The organism is Enterobacter cloacae complex sp. IR53041, assembly GCF_049238285.1.
Taxonomy (GTDB): Bacteria; Pseudomonadota; Gammaproteobacteria; order Enterobacterales; family Enterobacteriaceae; genus Enterobacter; species Enterobacter roggenkampii.
This window is the reverse complement of sequence record NZ_JBMKHB010000002.1, coordinates 69,861-84,798: the sequence shown is the minus strand read 5'-3', so window position 1 is coordinate 84,798 and position 14,938 is coordinate 69,861. Positions and strand designations below refer to the sequence as shown.

Here is a 14,938-nt window from a genome sequence, read left to right as displayed (position 1 = left end):
CGTCTGGATTTAAATTAAATATATCCATCGCTCTACAGAAAGGGGATGGAATATCCGATAAGTACTTTGTGCCTGCCCGACATGCACGACATTACGGGAGATGAGAATGAAAGACGCCATGGTCCGAAGACAAAAAATAAGAGTCAAGACGTTGATGCTATTGTCCATTTTCCTCACCGTGACGGTGGGCTTTACGGCAACGATCGGGTTTATGATGTGGCAATGGATGGCGCAGCAAGAGGTGCTGGCCAAAAACCATATCCGCCAGATAGCCGAGGTACACGCTTTACAGGTCAGCAAACAGCTGGATTCTGCCCTGACTGCCGCCCGGGATATGGGCATCAGCGCCCTCGCGCTGCGCGAAGCGGGCATTTCCGACCGCCAGAGCCTGAACCAGCTGCTCGTCCACTACCTCTCGGCTCACCCGTCGTTTCTCTCCATGTCGATGGCCTTTGAGCCCAACGCGTTTGACGATAAAGATGCCGTCTTTGCCGGTCAGAGCGGTGAAGATCCTGCCGGGCGCTACGCCCGCTACGTCGACCGCGATGCCACCGGCAAACCGACACTGCACCAGCTGACGGACATCGAAACGCCCGGCAGCGGTGATTACTATCTGTTGCCGAAACAGCGGCATAAAGATGTGATTATCGAACCCTATATTTACCCCTACAACGGCGTGGACGTGATGCTCACCTCAATTGCCGCCCCCATCATGCGTGACGGTCAGTTTCTGGGCTCAGTCACCTCTGACTTCTCGCTCGCCACGCTGCAGTCCATGATTGGCGCCATTAAACCGTGGAACGGCACAGGCTACGCCCTGCTCCTGTCTGCGGGCAATAACGTGGTGTCCAGCCCGGACAAAGGTGCGGCAGGCAAGCCTTACGCGGGTCACATTGCAGGACATGACGTCACTCGGGTAAACGATCCGCTGCTGAAAGAAGAGGTGTTTATCACCTGGCAGGCGATCACCGTCGGTAATAGCCAGACGCCGTGGAAACTCGCCATCATCACCCCGGTCAGCGAAGTGATGGCCGAAGCGCGCGCATTTTTACTGAAGGCCATCGTCATGATGGTGTTAAGCATCGTTGCGGTTAGCCTGGTGATGGCCCAGATCTTTACCCGCAAGGTTGATCGTCCGGTGGGGGGAGAACCTTCCGAGGCCGCCGGGATCGCCCTGGCCGTCGCCCGCGGGGATCTGAACAACACCATCCCGGTGCGATCCGGGGATACCCACAGCATTTTTTATGCCCTGCACACCATGCAGACGCAGCTCAAGCGCATCGTCGACAACATCAGCGAAGCCAGCCACTCCGTGCACGGCGGGACCAGCGAAATTTCGGCGGGCAACCTTGACCTCGCCTCGCGTACCGAGGAACAGGCGGCGGCGATTGTTGAAACCGCTGCCAGCATGGAAGAGATTTCGGTTACGGTGAAGAACAATGCCGACAACGCCCACAAGGCGACCACCCTGACCGATCGCGCCGCGAGCCTTGCCGGGCATGGCGAAACGCTGGTGAACGATGTGGTCGTGGTGATCGGCGAGATTGATGAGAGCGCGCGCAAGATCGGTGAGATTAACAGTATCGTCGACGGCATCGCCTTCCAGACCAATATCCTGGCGCTGAATGCTGCCGTTGAAGCGGCGCGCGCGGGTGAACAGGGACGCGGTTTCGCGGTAGTCGCAGGTGAAGTACGCAATCTTGCCCAGCGAAGCGCTAACGCAGCCAAAGAGATCTCTCAACTGATTGCCGAGTCCTCAGGCCGCGTCAGCAAAGGCGTTGAGCTGGTCAATGAGACCGGCGTAATGATGAAACAGGTGATTGAGGCGGTGTCGCACGTGCATCTGGTCATCAACGACATTGTTCAGGCTTTGGACGAGCAGAATCGGGGAATTAGCCAGGTCAGTACCGCTGTTAACCAGATGGACAGCACCACCCAGCAGAACGCTTCACTGGTTCAGCAGATCTCTGCGGCGGCGCTTTCGCTGGACGAGCAGGCTAAATCGCTGGAGAAGACGCTGGCCTTCTTTCATTCTTAAATAAAAAGGCACCCGTCCAGCGGGTGCCTTTTCACGCGATGAGCGTTACAGCCCTTTCAGCAGCTTGTCGACAAATTCCGGAACAACCGTGCTTGCCAGGCCGTAGTGTTTTTCTTCAAACTCGCTGCCCACCTGGCTCGGCTCAAGATTGAGTTCAACCGTATGCGCACCGTGCAGCCGCGCTTCGTGGACAAACCCCGCCGCCGGGTAAACGTGGCCGGATGTGCCGATGGCGATAAACACGTCAGCCATCGCCAGCGCGCTGTAGATCTCATCCATTCCCAGCGGCATTTCCCCGAACCAGACCACGTGCGGACGCAGGCGAGACGGGAACTGGCAGCAGTGGCACTTATCCTCCGGCAGCACGTCCTCTTTCCAGTCCAGCACCTGACCGCTCCATGCGCAGCGAACTTTGAGCAGCTCGCCGTGCATATGGATGATGTTCTTGTTGCCGGCCCGCTCGTGAAGGTTGTCGATATTCTGCGTCACCAGCAGAAAACGATCGCCCAGCGCCTCTTCCAGCTTCGCCAGCGCCAGATGCGCGGCATTCGGCGCGACGTCAGGCTGCTGAAGCTGACGACGGCGGGCGTTGTAAAACGCCTGCACGAGATCCGGGTCACGGGCAAAGCCTTCCGGCGTGGCGACATCCTCCACGCGGTGCTCTTCCCACAGCCCGTCCGCCGCGCGGAAGGTTCGAATACCTGACTCGGCGGAGATCCCCGCCCCGGTCAGCACCACCACTCTGGGTTTATCCATCGCTTCTGGCATCATTCTGTCTCTGAAAAAGATCCGCTGGCGCAAGCGCTCACGCAAGCGGCGTTTATTTTTGCGAAAACGGCTGAGTCGACCCTGGCGACGCGACAGCATAGAAACCTCGTAAACTAATCGGTGAGATGAAGGAATGCGGCTCCGCGCATGCCTCCTGCGTCCCCGTGTCGCGCGCGTTCAATACGCGGCACGCGGGCAACCGGCAATAAGTGTCGGGGCAAACGCCCGGACAACCGTTCCGTAATCGCGGTAAAGTTTGAGAGCCCTCCCCCAATCACCAGCAGATCCGGGTCGACGATGGTGAGAATATTGCCCAGACACACCGCCAGCAGATCCAGATAGCGCTCGACGTGCTCACGCGCCTGCGCATCCCCTTGCTCCCACAGGGTAATGATTTGAGGGGCATCAAGTTTCTGATGATAGAAGTGTTCGTAAAGCCATGCAAACCCGCGGCCTGACAGGTAGTTCTCAATACAGCCGTGCTGCCCGCAGCCGCAGCGGGTCAGCGGGAAATCACGGCCGACGACCTCCAGCGCATCCACCGGCAGGCGGATATGACCAAACTCGCCGGTGATGTAGCTGCGGCCGGTGATGGGCTTACCGTTGATGACGATTCCTCCGCCGACGCCGGTACCGAGGATCTGCCCCATCACCAGCGGATAGTGACGGAACTCATCATCCCAGGCTTCGGAGAGCGCAAAGCAGTTGGCGTCGTTATCTAAACGCACGTCGCGTTCAAGGAGCGCGGAGAGATCGGCGCGCAGCGGTTTACCGCTGGCGGCAGGCACGTTGGCCGCGTAAAGCGTACCCTCGTCGGTTTCCGGCATGCCCGGAATACCAATGCCGACGCTGCCTTTCACGCCAAAGCGTTCATCGGCCTGCGCCACCAGCGCGGCAATGGCGGTTAAAAATTCGTCGTAGCTGTCGCGCGGCGTGGGAACGCGGGTTTCCCACTGCAGTTTGAGGTCTTTATCAAACACGCCGAGCGCAATCTTGGTGCCGCCAATATCAAATCCATAATACATAACGCATTCCTCTTTCGATCTGGCGACCCGAAGCCGCTAGATCGTGACGTAATTACTGGCCACTTAATACCCTCGCCGGATCAATTCGGCTTGCGCGACGCGCCGGATACCAGCTTGCCAGCAGACTTAGTAAAAGTGCTGTAAGCAGCACATAAAAAACATCCAGCCAGTGCAGTTCAGACGGCAGGAAGTCAATAAAATAGATATCACCCGACAGGAACTGGTGACCAATAAGCTTTTCAATGCCGTTGATAATCGGCGTCAGCTGCAGGGAAACCACCACGCCAATCACCACGCCGCACAGGCTGCCGAACAGTCCTGCCAGCAAACCGTACCAGACGAAAATGGCGCGAATAAGACCGTCTTTTGCCCCAAGGGTACGCAGCACGGCGATGTCGCCGCTCTTGTCTTTGACCGCCATCACCAGCGTCGAGACGATATTAAAGCACGCGACACCGATCACCAGCACCATCGCCAGATACATAATGGCGCGGATCATCTGGATATCACGGTACATATAGCCGTAAGTGCCGATCCAGCTTTTGATGTAAACATAGTTATTGGTCACGCTGCCCGCGTCGCGCACCAGTTTGTTAGCGTTAAAGACGTCGTTCACCTTAATGGCAATGCCCGTCACGCTGTCGCCCATGTCGAGATACTGGCGAGCATCCTCCATCGGCACCATCGCAAAGCTGTGGTCAAGCTGACCGCTCAGCTGAAGAATACCGGTAACGTGCAGGCGCACGCGCTTTGGCTGCTGCAGTTTGTGATCGGCGCTGGCATTCGGGATCATGATTGACACCCAGTCGCCCTGCTTCACCTTCAGGGCATCAGCAACGCCTTTACCCATGATGATCTGCTGCTCGCCCGCCTTGAAGTTGGCCCACGCGCCGTTCTGCACGTAGTTCGGCAGCGCGCTGAGGCGCGCTTCCTGCGTCGGATTCACCCCTTTCACCTGGATGGCGCGCAGGTTTACCCCGCTCTCCACCAGCCCGGTAAAGTTAATGTAGGGCGCAGCCGCGGCGATGCCGGGCACTTTTTCCACTTTGTTCAGGGCGTCGCTCCAGTTCGTCCACGGCTGGTTAACCGGTTCGATCTCCCCGTGCGGCACGACCGCCAGAATACGGTTATTCAGCTCGCGCTCGAAGCCGTTCATGGCGCTCAGGCCGACGATCAGCACCGCCACACCCAGCGCAATACCGATGGTCGAGATAACGGAGATCAGCGACACCATGCCGCCGCGACGGCGGCCGCGGCTAAAACGTAAACCGATGAGTAACGATAACGGTGACGCCATTACTCTGCTCCCATCAGGGTCAGTTCCGCGTTCAGATGGCCGTCGCGCATCTCAAGCTGGCGCCCCATGCGTTTTGCCAGCTGCAGATCGTGGGTCACTACCAGAAACGCGGTGCCCTGCGAGGCGTTCAGCTCGCCCAGAAGCTGGAAAATACTGTCCGCGTTGCGGGCGTCCAGGTTACCGGTAGGCTCATCCGCCAGCACCAGACGCGGGTTGTTGACCAGCGCACGGGCAATCGCCACGCGCTGACGCTCGCCGCCGGACAGCTCCGACGGACGGTGGTTTCCGCGATGGCCCAGCCCTACCGCTTTCAGCATGTCGCTGGCGCGGGCGTTAATTTCTGCCGGTTTCTTTTTGCCAATCAGTAGCGGCATCGCCACGTTTTCCAGCGCCGTGAAGTCCGGCAGCAGGTGGTGGAACTGGTAGATAAAGCCCAGCTCGCGGTTACGCAGCTCGGCCTTCGCCGCCGAGGACATTTTGCTCATCGGCTGGCCGGAGAAAATCACGTCGCCGTTGGTTGGGGTATCCAGCCCGCCCAGCAGATGCAGCAGCGTACTTTTGCCCGAGCCGGAGCTGCCGACAATCGCCATCATCTCGCCTTCGCCCACGCTAAAGCTCACATTGTGCAGCACGTCGGTTTGCACAGTGCCTTCCTGATAGCGTTTGGACAGGTTGTCGCATTGCAACAGGATCTTATTCATAACGTAAAGCCTCAGCGGGTTGAGTGGCGGCAGCGCGCCAGGAAGGATAAAGCGTAGAAAGCAGCGCAATGGCCATCGCGGCCAGCGCAATACCGACCACCTTCAGCGGCTCGATGGCCACCGGCAGCGCCGCGCCGTCAAGCAGCGCGCCGATGATCGGCATTAAATTGTTGAGCTGGCTGGCAAGCAGCGCACCCAGCACCGCCCCGAGCAGCGCGCCGATGATACCGGCGCTGGCCCCCTGCACCATAAACACGGCCATGATCTGCCGCGGCGTCAGCCCCTGGGTTTGCAGGATAGCGACCTCGCCCTGCTTCTCCATCACCATCAGTCCCAGCGAGGTGATGATGTTAAAAGCAGCCACGGCGACGATCAGGCTCAGCAGCAGCCCCATCATGTTTTTCTCCATCCGCACGGCCTGGAACAGCTCGCCTTTACGCTCGCGCCAGTCCTGCCATTTGGTGCCGTCCGGCAGTTTTTGCTGGCTGAGGGTATCGACCTTCAGCGGCGCGTCGAGCCACAGGCGCCAGCCGGTGATATTGCCGGCCGGGTAGCGCATCAGGCGTGACGCGTCCTGAATGTTAACCAGCATCTGGTAACCATCGACTTCACTGTTGGCGGCAAAGGTCCCAACCACGGTAAACAGGCGCTGGCTTGGCAGGCGCCCCATCGGCGTAAACTGGCTGGCTGAAGGCACCATCACGCGCAGCTGGTCGCCGCGGTTGACGCCAAGCTGACCGGCAAGCTGCTCACCCAGAATCACATTGTATTTTCCGGCTTCCAGATCGGTCTGCTTCACGTTAACGAGATACGGCGTGAGCGGATCTTTTTGCGCCGGGTCAATACCCAGCATCACGCCGACCGCCACGCTGCGGGCGCTTTGCAGCACCACGTCGCCGGTGGTCAGTGGCGCAACGCGCGTGACGCCCTGTAACTTCGCCGCGCTTTCCGGCAGCTGCTGTGGGTTAACCGAACCGTTAGTCGATGAGAGTACGGCCTGCGGCATCAGCCCCAGGATGTTGTTTTGCAGCTCGCGCTCGAAGCCATTCATGACGGAAAGCACCGTCACCAGTGCCATCACGCCAAGCGTAATGCCAATAGTCGAAAGCCAGGAGACAAAGCGACCGAAGCGGTCCGCGGCGCGCCCACGCATGTAGCGTAAGCCTATGAAGAGTGCGACAGGTTGATACATGAAGTCCGTCTGTTTGCTGATAGCAGACCCACGAGTATATAAGCGAATCCGTTAAGCGTAAATGACTGAAACCGTAAGCTTTGGTAATCATTTTTCCAAAAAATTCAGATAAATCAGGATACTAATCTCTGAAACCGCCCCTCGCAACCTCCACCTTTTCCGAAAAACCTCCTGATACAGACTGTTACCCATTACAGCCCGGTTTCGTTTAACAACAATTGCTCGTTCGTCTATGGCAATAAGGTAGTTGCGAACAATGAAGCAAAAAGCATTATGGATTAACCAGATAAAAGGGCTGTGCATCTGCCTGGTGGTTATCTACCATTCGGTTATCACGTTTTATCCGCACCTGATCGGGCTGCAACACCCGCTCTCTGGCCTTCTCGCCAAATGCTGGATCTATTTTAATCTCTATCTCGCCCCCTTCCGTATGCCGGTCTTTTTCTTTATCTCCGGCTATCTGATCCGTCGTTATATTGATGAGGTGGACTGGCGAATCAGCCTCGACAAGCGAATCTGGAGCATTGTCTGGGTTCTGGCGCTGTGGGGGATTCTGCAATGGCAGGCGCTGACCCACCTGAACGCCTGGCTGGCGCCCGATCGCGAGGTTGCCACCTCGTCGAACGCGGCCTACGCCGATTCGCTCCTGGGATTTGTGCAAGGGATGCTCACCGCCAGCACCAGCCTGTGGTATCTGTATGCCCTGGTGGTCTACTTCACGTTGTGTAAACTGCTGAGCCGCTGGAAGCTGCCGATGCTGGGACTGCTGGCGCTGGCAAGCATCGCGATCAACTTCCTGCCGCTGCCGTGGTGGGGAATGAACAGCGTGGTACGCAACATGATCTACTACAGCCTCGGGGCGTGGTATGGCGCTGAGCTGATGGCATGGATGAAAAATCTAAACCTGCGCCGCACCTGGCTGGCAACGGGCGCTTTCGCCGCCGTCTCCGTGGTGCTGTGGTTTGCTAACGTTCCGCTGCTGCTCTCCTTGCTGTCGATTGTGCTGATCATGAAGCTGTTCTACAGCGTTGAGCAGCGCTATGCCGTTCACCCTGACAACCTGCTGAACGTGATTGGCTCCAATACCATTGCGATTTATACCACCCACCGCATCCTCATTGAGGCCTTTAGCCTGTTCCTGATTGGCGAGATGAATGCCGCTTACTGGCCGGTCTGGGCTGAACTCACCTTAATTCTGGTCTACCCGTTTGCCAGCCTGCTTATCTGTACCCTGGCCGGGCTGGGGGTGCGTAAACTCTCCACCGCGCTGTTCGGGGACATTTTCTTTTCTCCGCCTTCGACGCTTACGCTCTCGCCGACCACCCGTTAATGCCCTCTCCGCCCCCTTTCGGGGGCGTATAACCCCGCCGTGCGGTTACGATTTGCTTATGTAAAACGATCGAGGATAATAAAGACATTGCGTATCAGTGATATGCCCCAATACTGTTGGTATATCCATAAGAGACTCTGACATAGCCATGCCTGAACACTATCGTTATTCCTTGCCTGTCAAAGCGGGCGACCAGCGCCAGCTGGGTGAACTCACGGGCGCAGCGTGCGCCACGCTGGTGGCGGAAATTGCTGAGCGTCATCCTGGCCCGGTGATCCTGGTTGCCCCGGATATGCAAAACGCCCTGCGCCTGCACGATGAAATTCGCCAGTTCACCGATAATCTGGTGTTCAGCCTGGCCGACTGGGAAACGCTGCCCTATGACAGCTTCTCCCCGCACCAGGAGATCATCTCCTCACGCCTGTCGACGCTCTATCAACTCCCGACCATGCAGCGCGGCGTGCTGATTGTGCCGGTAAACACCCTGATGCAGCGCGTCTGCCCGCACAGCTACCTGCATGGCCATGCGCTGGTAATGAAAAAAGGCCAGCGCCTGTCCCGTGATGCCCTGCGGGCACAGCTTGACGGTGCCGGGTATCGCCACGTGGATCAGGTGATGGAGCACGGGGAATATGCGACCCGCGGCGCGCTGCTCGACCTTTACCCGATGGGCAGCGACCAGCCGTATCGTCTGGACTTTTTCGATGATGAAATCGACAGCCTGCGCGTCTTCGACGCCGATACGCAGCGCACGCTGGAGGAAGTGGAGTCCATCAATTTACTGCCCGCACATGAGTTCCCGACGGACAAAACCGCTATCGAACTGTTCCGCAGCCAGTGGCGCGATAAGTTCGAGGTGAAGCGCGACGCGGAACATATTTATCAACAGGTCAGCAAAGGCACGCTGCCTGCCGGGATCGAATACTGGCAGCCGCTGTTCTTCAGCGAGCCGTTGCCTGCCCTGTTCAGCTACTTCCCGGCGAATACGCTGATTGTTAACACCGGGGATATCGACGCCAGCGCCAGCCGCTTTGAAAGCGAAACCCGCGCTCGCTTCGAAAACCGGGGGGTTGACCCGATGCGTCCGCTGCTGCCGCCGGAAGCACTGTGGCTGCGTACCGACGAGCTCAACGCCGAGCTGAAGCGCTGGCCGCGCATGCAGCTGAAAACCGATTCGCTTGCCGATAAGGCCGCCAACACCAACCTCGCCTTCCGGACGCTGCCGGACCTGGCCGTCCAGGCGCAGCAGAAATCCCCGCTGGATAATCTGCGCAAGTTCCTGGAGTCCTTTACCGGCCCGGTGGTGTTCTCCGTTGAGAGTGAAGGCCGTCGCGAAGCGTTAGGTGAGCTGCTGGGACGCATTAAGGTGGCGCCGAAGCGCATCCTGCGCCTGAGCGAGGCGACCGGAAACGGCCGTTACCTGATGATTGGCGCCGCCGAGCATGGGTTCATCGACACGCTCAACAACCTGGCGCTGATTTGCGAAAGCGACCTGCTGGGCGAGCGCGTCGCGCGCCGTCGTCAGGACAGCCGTCGAACCATCAACCCGGACACGCTGATCCGCAACCTGGCCGAACTGCATCCGTGCCAGCCGATTGTGCACCTGGAGCATGGCGTTGGACGCTATCAGGGGATGACCACGCTGGAAGCGGGCGGCATTAAAGGTGAATACCTGATGCTGACCTACGCCAACGACGCCAAACTGTATGTCCCGGTGTCGTCCCTGCATCTGATCAGCCGCTACGCGGGCGGTGCCGAAGAGAACGCGCCGCTGCACAAGCTGGGCGGCGACGCCTGGGCGCGCGCGCGCCAGAAGGCCGCGGAAAAAGTGCGCGACGTGGCCGCCGAGCTGCTGGATATCTACGCCCAGCGCGCGGCCAAAGAGGGCTTCGCCTTTAAGCATGATAAGGAACAGTATCAGCTCTTCTGCGACAGCTTCCCGTTTGAAACCACGCCGGATCAGGCTCAGGCCATTAACGCCGTGCTGAGCGACATGTGCCAGCCGCTGGCAATGGACCGTTTAGTCTGCGGCGACGTCGGCTTCGGTAAAACCGAAGTGGCGATGCGCGCCGCCTTCCTTGCGGTTGAAAACAACAAGCAGGTAGCGGTGCTGGTGCCAACCACCCTGCTCGCTCAGCAGCACTTCGACAACTTCCGGGACCGTTTCGCCAACTGGCCGGTACGCATCGAGATGCTGTCGCGTTTTCGCAGCACCAAAGAGCAGACGCAGATCCTGGAGCAGGCAAGCGAAGGCAAGATCGATATTCTGATCGGCACCCATAAGCTGCTGCAAAGCGACGTGAAGTGGAAAGATCTGGGGCTGCTGATCGTCGACGAAGAGCACCGCTTCGGGGTGCGTCATAAAGAGCGCATCAAAGCGATGCGCGCCGACGTCGATATCCTGACCCTGACCGCGACGCCAATCCCGAGAACCCTGAACATGGCGATGAGCGGCATGCGCGATCTGTCGATTATTGCCACGCCGCCGGCGCGCCGTCTGGCGGTAAAAACCTTCGTCCGCGAATACGATAATCTGGTGGTGCGTGAGGCCATTCTGCGTGAAGTGCTGCGCGGGGGTCAGGTCTATTACCTGTACAACGACGTGGAAAACATCCAGAAAGCGGCCGACAGGCTGGCGGAGCTGGTGCCGGAAGCGCGCATTGCTATCGGTCACGGGCAGATGCGCGAGCGCGAGCTGGAACGGGTGATGAACGACTTCCACCATCAGCGCTTTAACGTGCTGGTGTGCACCACCATCATCGAAACCGGGATCGACATTCCGACGGCGAACACCATCATCATTGAACGTGCGGATCACTTTGGCCTGGCGCAGCTTCACCAGCTGCGTGGCCGCGTCGGGCGTTCGCACCATCAGGCCTACGCCTGGCTGCTGACGCCGCATCCGAAAGCGATGACCACCGATGCGCAAAAGCGTCTGGAAGCCATCGCCTCGCTGGAAGACCTCGGCGCAGGCTTCGCGCTGGCCACGCACGATCTCGAGATCCGCGGTGCCGGTGAACTGCTGGGTGAGGACCAGAGCGGCTCGATGGAGACCATCGGCTTCTCGCTCTATATGGAGCTGCTTGAGAACGCGGTTGATGCCCTGAAGGCCGGGCGCGAGCCGTCGCTGGAAGATCTCACCAGCCAGCAGACCGAGGTAGAGCTGCGCATGCCTTCCCTGCTGCCGGACGATTTCATTCCGGATGTAAATACCCGCCTGTCGTTCTACAAGCGCATCGCCAGCGCGAAGACGGAAAACGAGCTGGAAGAGATTAAAGTTGAGCTGATCGACCGCTTTGGTCTGCTGCCCGATGCGGCGCGAAATCTGCTGGATATCGCGCGCCTGCGCCAGCAGGCGCAGAAGCTGGGCATTCGCAAGCTTGAAGGCAACGAAAAAGGCGGCGTGATTGAGTTCGCCGAGAAGAACCACGTCAACCCGATGTGGCTCATCGGTCTGCTGCAAAAACAGCCGCAGCATTTCCGTCTGGATGGCCCAACGCGTCTCAAATTTACCCAGGAGCTGACGGAGCGCAAAACCCGCATGGACTGGGTGCGTAACTTTATGCGCCAGCTGGAAGAGAATGCGATCGCATAAATTCCCTTCACCCCGTTAGCCCAGCGCTAACGGGGGACAATTTACAAACTCTTTGCACTTCACCCGATCTTCCCGACACACCCATTCGCCATAATTATCTTTAACGCTTTATAAAACAATAACCTTATCATATATATGGACTATAGTGATGATCTCTTCGCGTATGACTCGCTGGTTAACCCTGTTTGCGCTGGCAGCCACCGTTGCGGTTGCGCTTCCCGCTCGCGCAAATACCTGGCCCCTTCCTCCGCCCGGCAGCAAGGTGGTGGGGGAAAACCGCTTTCATGTGGTTGAAAATAATGGCGGTTCGCTGGAAGCCATTGCCAAAAAATATAACGTTGGTTTTCTGGCCCTGCTGCAGGCGAACCCTGGCGTCGACCCCTACGTCCCGCGCGCGGGCAGCGTATTGACTATCCCGTTACAGACTATCCTGCCGGACGCTCCGCGTGAGGGGATCGTCATAAATCTGGCGGAGCTGCGTCTGTACTATTACCCGCCGGGTAAAAATGAGGTGACCGTCTACCCGATTGGTATTGGTCAGCTGGGCGGCGACACCCTGACGCCGACGATGGTCACGACCGTCTCGGATAAACGCGCGAATCCAACCTGGACACCAACGGCCAATATTCGTGCACGGTATAAAGCTCAGGGCATCGATCTTCCAGCCGTGGTGCCAGCAGGCCCGGATAACCCGATGGGTCACCACGCGATCCGTCTGGCGGCCTACGGCGGCGTTTACCTGCTGCACGGAACGAATGCGGACTTTGGCATCGGCATGCGCGTCAGCTCGGGCTGCATTCGTCTGCGCGATGACGATATCAAAACGCTGTTTAACGTCGTTACGCCGGGTACCAAAGTCAATATCATCAATACGCCGATCAAGGTTTCTGAGGAGCCGGGCGGCGTGCGGCTGGTTGAAATTCACCAGCCGCTGTCGAAAAACATTGGCGATGACCCGCAGACGCTGCCCATTAACCTGAATGCCGCGATGGTAAGCTTTAAAACGAATGCGAATACCAACAGCGAGGTGATGGAGCGCGCAATGGAGGCCCGCTCAGGCATGCCGACCGACGTCACCCGGCATCACGATGTCATCCAGCAATCGATGTAAATCATAAATAAAAAAACGCCCTGCTAAGCAGGGCGTTTTTTATTGCAGTGGCATAAATGAGGGTTTATGCCCGGCTTATTTGTAGATGACGGCGGTGCCGTGCAGGGTGTTAGGACCGGTCACAGAGGTGATGCGGTAAGATTTTGCACCCATCTCTTGCGCTTTTTGCGCCAGCTGATCTTCCAGTGAACCCAGGTTAGTCCCGGCAGAGGCAGAGATCGTCCCGACTTTATGCTGATCGACCGGGGTGGACTGTACCTGTACAGCCGCAAAGCTTGCGAAAGAGAGTGAACTCAGGACAGCAGCAGCGATGAGGGTTTTTACGTTTTTCATGATGTTTACCTTTAGCAGATGAATTTGGAGGTCGTTAGCCATTTAGTTAACGATCGATAGGTAAATAATAAATGTGATCCATCTCACACGTCAACATAATTTTATAATGGTCGTTAACTTAATTTTAAAGTCGTTATTTTTCATACTCATATGATTAATTTATTTTTAAGCATTCAGCGCTGGTGGTGACTTGCGTTTATTTTTATAATGGTCATTCAACAAACCAACAGAGGACCAACGGCACATGACAACCGACGTCACGAGTTGTGCAAAGAAAAGCCGTGGCCGACCAAAAGTGTTTGACAGGGATGCAGCGCTTGATAAGGCCATGACTCTCTTCTGGCAACATGGGTATGAAGCAACCTCGCTTTCCGATCTGGTAGAAGCCACCGGCGCCAAAGCGCCGACGCTCTATGCCGAATTTACCAATAAAGAGGGGCTGTTCAGGGCGGTGCTGGACAGATACATTTCGCGCTTTGCGGCGAAACACGAAGCCCAGCTGTTTTGTGAAGAGAAAAGCGTCGAACAGGCGCTTCGGGATTACTTCACCGCCGTCGCGACCTGCTTCACCAGTAAGGACACGCCTGCGGGCTGCTTTATGATTAACACCTCTGCCACCCTGGCGGCGTCCTCGAAAGAGATTGCCAATACGGTGAAATCGCGTCATGCCATGCAGGAGGAGACGCTGAGCGCCTTTCTGGCTCAGCGGCAGCAGCGCGGTGAAATCCCTGCACAGTGCAACCCTCAGCTGCTGGCGCAATACCTGAGCTGTATTTTGCAGGGGATGTCGATCAGCGCCCGTGAAGGGGCAACGCTGGAAAAACTGCAGATTATTAGCGACACCACGCTGCGGCTGTGGCCTGAGCTACTCAAAATCTGAAGCAAAAAAAAGCTCCTCAGCCTGAGCGCATGAGGAGCTAAATTCAGAGAACATCTTTTTTACACTTTGTTATTCAGAACCAGCTGGCCATTTCCATCGAGCGGAATTTGCGTGCCCGGGTCTTTATCCATGCGGATTTTGCCCTGCTGATCGCCAATTTTGTACGTCACGTCATAACCCAGCATTTTTTCCGACTTGTCATAGACGGTTTTGCAGCGTTGCTGAGTCGTGGTGTAGGTATCGTTATCCTGCATCGCGCCCTGCACCTGGTTACCGGCATAGCCGCCACCCAGCGCGCCGACCACGGTCGCCACATCTTTACCCCGGCCGCCGCCAAACTGGTGACCAATCACGCCACCCGCTACCGCACCCAGAACAGAACCGGCGATACGGTTTTCATCCTGCACCGGACGGCGATGCGTCACGGAGACATTGCGGCACTCCTGACGAGGCGTTTTTACCGTTTCTTTAATCGGTGTAGCAGAAACCACCTGCGCATACTGCGGGCCGCGGTCTAATACGTTGAGACTGGCAACGGCAGCCACACCTAACGCAGCCGCGACGCCAATCCCTATACCCGCCAACATTGATTTATTCACGGGACTTCCTCCTTTGTTGCTATTGGTAACAATTTTGCAATGGAGGCACGGCTTCGCCAATCAGATAAA

At 57.6% G+C, this 14,938-nt stretch carries 12 protein-coding genes; 5 read left to right on the top strand and 7 right to left on the bottom strand.

Annotation, left to right across the window (positions count from 1 at the left end):
- Window positions 1–106 precede the first annotated feature (106 nt).
- Window positions 107–2,038 (top strand): methyl-accepting chemotaxis protein, encoded by a 1,932-nt coding sequence (locus tag ACOTXF_RS01860; protein WP_232926508.1) that lies wholly within the window; start codon window positions 107–109, stop codon window positions 2,036–2,038.
- Between the two features lie 45 nt (window positions 2,039–2,083).
- Here the strand turns inward: ACOTXF_RS01860 and cobB are convergent, their stop codons facing one another.
- The 5 genes from cobB to lolC are packed head-to-tail and all read right to left on the bottom strand — an operon-like array spanning window position 2,084 to window position 7,021.
- Window positions 2,084–2,905, bottom strand: a complete 822-nt coding sequence (gene cobB / locus ACOTXF_RS01855; protein ID WP_021240739.1) for a Sir2 family NAD+-dependent deacetylase — start codon at window positions 2,903–2,905, stop codon at window positions 2,084–2,086.
- 14 nt (window positions 2,906–2,919) lie between these two features.
- The gene (gene nagK / locus ACOTXF_RS01850) at window positions 2,920–3,831 is read right to left on the bottom strand and encodes an N-acetylglucosamine kinase (RefSeq protein WP_232926506.1); all 912 of its coding nucleotides are present in this window, start codon (window positions 3,829–3,831) and stop codon (window positions 2,920–2,922) included.
- Between the two features lie 52 nt (window positions 3,832–3,883).
- Window positions 3,884–5,128, bottom strand: coding sequence for a lipoprotein-releasing ABC transporter permease subunit LolE (gene lolE, locus ACOTXF_RS01845; RefSeq protein ID WP_008500771.1), 1,245 nt, complete (start codon window positions 5,126–5,128; stop codon window positions 3,884–3,886).
- A complete protein-coding gene (lolD, locus tag ACOTXF_RS01840) occupies window positions 5,128–5,829 on the bottom strand; it encodes a lipoprotein-releasing ABC transporter ATP-binding protein LolD (protein WP_008500772.1) in 702 nt (233 codons plus the stop codon). The genes lolE and lolD overlap by 1 nt, the downstream gene beginning before the upstream one ends.
- Window positions 5,822–7,021: a lipoprotein-releasing ABC transporter permease subunit LolC gene (gene lolC, locus ACOTXF_RS01835; protein WP_232926504.1), complete on the bottom strand. Its 1,200-nt coding sequence runs from the start codon at window positions 7,019–7,021 to the stop codon at window positions 5,822–5,824. The genes lolD and lolC overlap by 8 nt, the downstream gene beginning before the upstream one ends.
- A 256-nt stretch (window positions 7,022–7,277) precedes the next feature.
- Here lolC and ACOTXF_RS01830 point away from each other — a divergent pair, with 256 nt between their 5' ends.
- From ACOTXF_RS01830 to ldtC, 3 genes are all read left to right on the top strand, one after another.
- Window positions 7,278–8,351 carry an acyltransferase family protein gene (locus ACOTXF_RS01830; protein WP_048962039.1) on the top strand — a complete coding sequence of 358 codons (1,074 nt, stop codon included), beginning with the start codon at window positions 7,278–7,280 and terminating at the stop codon, window positions 8,349–8,351.
- Between the two features lie 148 nt (window positions 8,352–8,499).
- The gene (mfd, locus tag ACOTXF_RS01825; protein ID WP_047744949.1) at window positions 8,500–11,946 is read left to right on the top strand and encodes a transcription-repair coupling factor; all 3,447 of its coding nucleotides are present in this window, start codon (window positions 8,500–8,502) and stop codon (window positions 11,944–11,946) included.
- Window positions 11,947–12,091: 145 nt separating this feature from the next.
- Window positions 12,092–13,057, top strand: coding sequence for a L,D-transpeptidase LdtC (gene ldtC, locus ACOTXF_RS01820; protein WP_025911795.1), 966 nt, complete (start codon window positions 12,092–12,094; stop codon window positions 13,055–13,057).
- Between the two features lie 75 nt (window positions 13,058–13,132).
- On the opposite strand, the gene bhsA is transcribed toward ldtC, so the two are convergent.
- Complete coding sequence (gene bhsA / locus ACOTXF_RS01815; protein WP_008500777.1) at window positions 13,133–13,390, bottom strand: multiple stress resistance protein BhsA; 258 nt, start codon at window positions 13,388–13,390, stop codon at window positions 13,133–13,135.
- Window positions 13,391–13,634: 244 nt separating this feature from the next.
- On the opposite strand from bhsA, the gene comR reads away from it, so the two are divergent.
- The gene (gene comR / locus ACOTXF_RS01810; protein WP_047744950.1) at window positions 13,635–14,270 is read left to right on the top strand and encodes a TetR family copper-responsive transcriptional repressor ComR; all 636 of its coding nucleotides are present in this window, start codon (window positions 13,635–13,637) and stop codon (window positions 14,268–14,270) included.
- Window positions 14,271–14,329: 59 nt separating this feature from the next.
- Here the strand turns inward: comR and ACOTXF_RS01805 are convergent, their stop codons facing one another.
- Window positions 14,330–14,869 carry a glycine zipper 2TM domain-containing protein gene (locus ACOTXF_RS01805; protein ID WP_008500779.1) on the bottom strand — a complete coding sequence of 180 codons (540 nt, stop codon included), beginning with the start codon at window positions 14,867–14,869 and terminating at the stop codon, window positions 14,330–14,332.
- Window positions 14,870–14,938 lie beyond the last annotated feature (69 nt).

What these genes read in the sequence shown, in the direction of transcription:
- ACOTXF_RS01860 (WP_232926508.1), top strand. Translation starts at nt 107, where the DNA reads ATGAAAGACGCCATGGTCCGAAGACAAAAAATAAGAGTCAAGACGTTG.
- cobB (WP_021240739.1), bottom strand. Translation starts at nt 2,905, where the DNA reads ATGCTGTCGCGTCGCCAGGGTCGACTCAGCCGTTTTCGCAAAAATAAA.
- nagK (WP_232926506.1), bottom strand. Translation starts at nt 3,831, where the DNA reads ATGTATTATGGATTTGATATTGGCGGCACCAAGATTGCGCTCGGCGTG.
- lolE (WP_008500771.1), bottom strand. Translation starts at nt 5,128, where the DNA reads ATGGCGTCACCGTTATCGTTACTCATCGGTTTACGTTTTAGCCGCGGC.
- lolD (WP_008500772.1), bottom strand. Translation starts at nt 5,829, where the DNA reads ATGAATAAGATCCTGTTGCAATGCGACAACCTGTCCAAACGCTATCAG.
- lolC (WP_232926504.1), bottom strand. Translation starts at nt 7,021, where the DNA reads ATGTATCAACCTGTCGCACTCTTCATAGGCTTACGCTACATGCGTGGG.
- ACOTXF_RS01830 (WP_048962039.1), top strand. Translation starts at nt 7,278, where the DNA reads ATGAAGCAAAAAGCATTATGGATTAACCAGATAAAAGGGCTGTGCATC.
- mfd (WP_047744949.1), top strand. Translation starts at nt 8,500, where the DNA reads ATGCCTGAACACTATCGTTATTCCTTGCCTGTCAAAGCGGGCGACCAG.
- bhsA (WP_008500777.1), bottom strand. Translation starts at nt 13,390, where the DNA reads ATGAAAAACGTAAAAACCCTCATCGCTGCTGCTGTCCTGAGTTCACTC.
- comR (WP_047744950.1), top strand. Translation starts at nt 13,635, where the DNA reads ATGACAACCGACGTCACGAGTTGTGCAAAGAAAAGCCGTGGCCGACCA.